Annotated in this window: 6 protein-coding genes; all 6 read right to left on the reverse strand. The window is 62.1% G+C overall.

Features of this window, described 5'->3' with window-relative positions:
• A partial coding sequence (locus ACN2XU_RS24040) for a sugar ABC transporter substrate-binding protein (RefSeq protein WP_419412865.1) occupies positions 1-913 on the reverse strand: 913 nt, incomplete at its 3' end.
• 82 nt (positions 914-995) lie between these two features.
• Positions 996-1,811, reverse strand: a complete 816-nt coding sequence (locus ACN2XU_RS24045) for a TIM barrel protein (protein ID WP_419412866.1) — start codon at positions 1,809-1,811, stop codon at positions 996-998.
• Positions 1,812-1,954: 143 nt separating this feature from the next.
• Positions 1,955-2,983 (reverse strand): LacI family DNA-binding transcriptional regulator, encoded by a 1,029-nt coding sequence (locus ACN2XU_RS24050; protein ID WP_419412867.1) that lies wholly within the window; start codon positions 2,981-2,983, stop codon positions 1,955-1,957.
• A 63-nt stretch (positions 2,984-3,046) separates the two neighbouring features.
• Entirely contained in the window at positions 3,047-3,829 is a 783-nt protein-coding gene (locus ACN2XU_RS24055) for a 3-methyl-2-oxobutanoate hydroxymethyltransferase (RefSeq protein WP_419412868.1), read from the reverse strand.
• A gap of 1 nt (position 3,830) precedes the next feature.
• On the reverse strand, positions 3,831-4,139 hold the full coding sequence (locus tag ACN2XU_RS24060; protein WP_419412869.1) for a MocE family 2Fe-2S type ferredoxin: 309 nt from the start codon (positions 4,137-4,139) through the stop codon (positions 3,831-3,833).
• Positions 4,140-4,204: 65 nt separating this feature from the next.
• Positions 4,205-5,284, reverse strand: coding sequence for a fatty acid desaturase family protein (locus ACN2XU_RS24065; protein ID WP_419412870.1), 1,080 nt, complete (start codon positions 5,282-5,284; stop codon positions 4,205-4,207).
• Positions 5,285-5,390: the final 106 nt, after the last annotated feature.

Raw genomic sequence — 5,390 nt, forward strand, 5'->3', positions numbered from 1 at the left:
CCGGCGTCACAAGCTCGAAGGGGATATAGACCTTCTGCGCCACGTCCTCGCCCCTTGCCAGTTTCAGCGCCGCATCCAGCGCGCCAGCGCCCTGCCCCGCCGCGTTCTGGAACACGGTCACGTCCAGATCGCCCGCCTGCATCGCGGCCAGTGCGTCCTGCGTCGCGTCGACACCGGTCACGATCACGTCGTCCATGGAAAAGCCCGCAGCCTTCATCGCCTGGATTGCGCCGATGGCCATTTCGTCGTTGTTGGCGAACACGGCCTGGAAATCGGCACCCGAAGAGACCCAGTTGGTCATCAGGTCCTGCGCTTCATCACGCGACCAGTTGGCGGTCTGCTCATCGACGATGTTGATGAACGAGCACATGTCCATGCCGATCACGTCATGGAAGTCCTTGGTGCGCTGAACGGCGGCCTGGTTCGAAAGCTCGCCCATCATGATGTAGATATCCGCCCCGGCCGAATACCCGGCCGCACGCAGCAGTTGGCAGCCTTCGAAGGCTGCCAGCGTGCCGGACTCGATCTCGTTCGATGCCACGAATGCCTGATTGTCGGGGAGGGTATCGACGTTGGTCGGCTGGCGGTTCACGTAGACGAGCGGAATACCCGCAGCGGCGGCGGCCTGGGTCATCGCTTCGGTGGCCGAGGTGTCCACCGGGTTCACGATGATCGCATCGACGCCGGACGCGGCAAAGTTGTTGATCTGGTCCAGCTGCTTGGCCACGTCGTTCTGCGCGTCCTCGATCTGGACATCGACGCCGTCCATGCCGTCGGCATATTCCTGGATCCCGTTGCGCAGCACCGTCAGGAAGTTGTCATCGAACAGCGCCATCGACACGCCGATGGTCTCGGCCATTGCCGTCGTCGTCATGAGCGAGGCAAGGCTCGCGGCGATCAGGGTCTTCTTCATGGGTTTCCTCCCGTTGATGGTGTCCGGCGCACCACTCCCTATGCCGGATGCCCCCTCCTCCGGGGGCAGTCGTGCCTCTGGCTCAGGCAGCCTTCGCCCGCAGTTCAGAGGTGATGAAATCGAAAGAGCGCTTCAACGCGGTTTGCGGATCGGCCAGCGCGTGGATCTCCGGGGCAAAGCATTCGTAGGAAATCGCGCCATCATAGCCTGCGGCGAGCAAGGCCTTGATCTGCTCGATATTGCCCAGGCGGTCCTTTTCATCGACCAGCACACGGTGTTCGTCTTCCATCTGATCGACGCTCAAGGAGGGGTCCACCACGCCCGAGATATGCACGATACCCGTCTGTTCGGGGAACAGCGGGCCACCATCGGCCAGCGTGTGGTGGAACGTGTCATGCACCAGCTTGTACCGGTGAGCCGCGTGCAACGCGTCGATCACCTCGACCAGTTCCTGCTTGGACCGCAACGAAGAGCGGCCAAAACCCAGCGGCTCGACCAGCGCGGTCATGTCGGCGGCGTCCAGCATCGGCAGGATCTCTTTCAGGGCGATACGCAGGTTCGCCTGCCGTTCGCCATTGCCGGTCTGGGTGCCATCATTGCGCGGGATCAGGCTGATGGTTTCCGCGCCCGAGGCCTTGGCCGCTGCAAGGATCGTTTCGACCTTGGCGCGGATCTCGTCGGACCAGCTGTTGAAAGCGTAAACCTCGCTCATCCCGAACAGGCGCAGCCCGCGCGCCCGGATCATGGCGCCTGCCTCGGCCGGGTCGATGCCGTCGAACAGCGGGCGGTCCAGATCGTTTCGAACCTCGATCCCGGCACAACCGAGATCGCGCGCCAGATCGAGAAAAGCCGTGAAATCGAGGCGACGGACCGTCATCTGGTTGAGTGCGAATTTCATCTTGTCCTCCCGTGCAGGCTCTCAAGCGGCTGCGTTGCTGGAGGGACGTTGCGGTCAGACGATGGATTCGGTCAACGTGACGCGACACACATTGCGTCAAAAATGACGTTTTTCTGCGCGCGCAAAATGACGCATTAACGTCATTACAGCATTTCCGGCAATACCAGATGGGGATCAAGGAAGTGCTGCCCCGCAATCCCGTCATCCCCTTCCCGGACAGACCGGACCATATGCGTCACCAGATCGGCACATAGCGCGGGAAGCGGCGTGCAGATCGCCATGAGCGCGTAGCCATCCATCAAGGCAGCACTGCTTTCTTTTGTGACTTCGTTGACAACAAGCGCGACACGCGGACTTGCGTGCAATTCCCGCAGGGCCGCAATCGCGCCCTCCATGCCACCCCCCGCCACGTAAATCCCCTTGAGATCGGGATGACGGCGAACCAGGTCGATGGTCGCCTCATAGGTCAGCTGTCGCGTTTCAAGATTGACCAAGGTGTCCAGAACCGTGAAGGACGGCGCATTGTCCCGCACGTAGGATCGAAAGCCCACCTCGCGCAGGTCGTGCCCGTGCCACCGGTTGCCGCCCACAAAGATCGCCAGCTTGCCCGGTTGCGGCAGCGTCTTGGTGATCATCCACGCCGCTACACGCCCGATTTTCATATTGTTCAGGCCAAGATAGTTGCGTCGTGTGCCTTGCGCGAAATCGTTGAGCAGAGAGAAAACTGGGACGCCCTTCTGCTTCAGATCGGCGACGGTCTGGGTCAGCAACTGGTGGTTCACGGCCGTCGCGGCGATGGCATCGCAATGCGACAGGCTTTCCAACCCTCTGGCGAAATCCTCGGGGCTTTGCGAGGAGGCAAAACGCACCACGGCCCTGCCCCGGATATCGGTCCGGGCCGCGACGGCCTGTTCGACCTCGCGCGCGAAGTTCTGATAGAACTCCTGGCTCTTCTTGATGAACAAGAAGCCAAAGGTCATCTCCGGCACCGTCGCGTCGAGATTTTGTTCGATCAACCCACGCCCGTGATAGCCGACCTTGTGCGCCGCCAGCGCGATCTTGCGCATGGTCTCTTCGCGGACCTTCGCGCGCCCGTTCAGCGCGCGGTCGACGGTCGTGACGCTGACGCCCGCCTCGCGGGCAACATCCTGAGTGGTGGGGCGACGCGCCATGATGGCCTCCTTGACGGAATTACGTCACTCAGGCTTAACGCATCGCCCCGTGTCACGCAATCTTCAAAGGCCGGCGAGGAACCCCTCGAATTCAGCATCGTCGATCGGAACGATATGCTCGGGCGCGGGATAGGCGCCGCTCGCCACATCGGCGCGAAACTCGCCAAACGCCGCGACCCGCTCGCGCTGAAGCCGGGCATATTCACCGGCGAAATCACGATAGGTCTTGGCATGGCGCGGCTTGTGCCCGCGCGTGCAGCCCAGCACGTCTTCGGTGAAGAGGTACTGCGCATCTGCGCCCGAACCTGCCCCCATGCCCAGCATGATCAGTGGTGTCCGGCGGCTGATCTCGGTGGCGACGCGGTCCGGCACGACTTCGAGCTCGGCGCCAAAGGCGCCAACCTCTTCCAGTTGCTTCACATGGTGCCAGACGTCCAACGCGCTGCCCGCCGTCTTGCCAACCGCCTTGAAGCCACCTGTCCAAGTCGCCTTGGACGGGATCAGGCCCACATGGCTGACCACGGGAATGCCGTCATCGGCCAGTGCCTTGATCGTGCCCAGCGACGACGCGCAATAAACACAGTCGCCGCCGATCTGCATGGCCCGATGCGCGGCACGCAGGTAATCTTCCTGTGTGACAAGCTGGCCGTAGAGCAGGCCCACCTGCACGAAACAATCACCTGCCGCCTCGCGCATCTCGGGCGTCCAGAGCGGGTCGATGATCGACAGCATGTCGATCCCGGCTTCGGCAGCCGCCGCCGCCTCGTCCAGTGTTTCGACGTAAAGCATCGTCAGGGTGCGCTGGCCTTTCAGCGCGCGAATATCCGCAACCGTGGGACGCGCCATGTCAGACCTCGATCATCACGCGATCACCTTCAACCTTTACGGGGTAGGTGTTCAGGTTGACGCAGGCCGGCGCGCGCAGCGCTTCGCCGGTGCGATAGTCGAAGGTGGCGTTGTGCTTGGGGCATTCGATCTCGTATTCCATCACGAGGCCGTCTTCCAGGTGCACCTCTTCATGGGTGCATTTGCCGTCGGTGCAGTAGAAGTCGCCGTCCGGCGAATGGTAGATGGCAAAGGTCCGTCCGTCATGGTCGAAGCGGATCAGATCCTCTTGGTCGATATCGTCGGTTGCGCAGGCGTCAATCCAGGGCATTGTCCTCAAGTCCTCCCAATAGTGCTGTTTGATGGGTTTGGCGGGCCCCTCCGACCCGCCGATTGTCATTCCGCCGCGGTGCCAAGCGCCCCGACATGGAAATCCTCGCGGTAGGGCTTGGCCGTCGCGGGCAGATCGCGCTTGAGGAAGTAATCCTCGTATTTCAGCTGACGCTTGAGCGCGGGCCACATTTCGCGGAACCCTTCGGCGATCGACCGGTTCGGCGCGGGCAGATCGTGCTTGATCGCCTCGTGCAGCGCGGGCAGCTGATGATACGGCACCATCGGGAACATGTGGTGCTCCACGTGGTAGTTCATGTTCCAGTAGATGAAGCGCGACACCGGGTTCATGTAGACGGTGCGCGAGTTCAGCCGGTGGTCGATCACGTTGTCCGCCAGGCCACCGTGCTGCAAGAGCCCGGTCATGACGTGGTGCCACGCGCCGTAAAACCGGGGCAGACCGATCACCATCAGCGGCAGGATCGACCCCATCGCCACGGCCAGCGCGATCGTCGCGGCGTAGATCGCCACCCAGATGCGCGCCACGCGGACCACCTTGGGGCGCTCCTGCTCGGGGATGTAATCCGCCTCCTCAGGGTGCACCTTGCCCATCGCGTTGTAGATCATCCGTGCCCAGCCGTTCGGCGCATCCAACAGGCCGAAGAAATTGAGGATCACGCGGGCCAGAGCGGGCGGACGCATCAGGACGATCTCGGGATCGCGCCCGACGATGATCGTGTCGGTATGATGCCGCGCATGGCTCCAGCGCCAACTGACAGGGTTGCGCACCATGCAGAAGCTGGCGACCAGGTACAGCCAATCGTTGTATTTCCGCGTCTTGAAGGCCGTGCCGTGGCTGCATTCATGCCAGCGCGAATCCATCGCCGAGCCATAGAGCACGCCATAGGCGAGCCAGAACGGCGCCGACCACCACGACGGCCAAAGCGCGATGCCGATCGCGGCAAACAGGATCATCGACCCGAACAGGATGATGGTGTCGCGGATCGCTGGGCCGTCCTCACGTTTCATCAGATCTTTCATCTGCTTTCGCGGGATGTCGGTGTGATACCATTCGGCCGCCGCAAGGCCGGTTTCCACCGCGCGCCGCGAATCCGGCCCCGACATGGAATAGTCACGCTTGGTCATGGGTCCTCCTCCCGCAAAGCTGTGTCGATGGGGCACCTTATCCCCTACCAAAATGGCCAGATAGAAATTTCGATTGTGATTACCTCAAAAAACACCAATTATTTGC

It is taken from the genome of Pacificoceanicola niger (genome assembly GCF_048553275.1).
Classification (GTDB): domain Bacteria; phylum Pseudomonadota; class Alphaproteobacteria; order Rhodobacterales; family Rhodobacteraceae; genus Pacificoceanicola.

Coding starts and splice junctions, on each gene's coding strand:
- ACN2XU_RS24045 (WP_419412866.1), bottom strand. CDS start 1,811: ATGAAATTCGCACTCAACCAGATGACGGTCCGTCGCCTCGATTTCACG.
- ACN2XU_RS24055 (WP_419412868.1), bottom strand. CDS start 3,829: ATGGCGCGTCCCACGGTTGCGGATATTCGCGCGCTGAAAGGCCAGCGC.
- ACN2XU_RS24065 (WP_419412870.1), bottom strand. CDS start 5,284: ATGACCAAGCGTGACTATTCCATGTCGGGGCCGGATTCGCGGCGCGCG.
- ACN2XU_RS24060 (WP_419412869.1), bottom strand. CDS start 4,139: ATGCCCTGGATTGACGCCTGCGCAACCGACGATATCGACCAAGAGGAT.
- ACN2XU_RS24050 (WP_419412867.1), bottom strand. CDS start 2,983: ATGGCGCGTCGCCCCACCACTCAGGATGTTGCCCGCGAGGCGGGCGTC.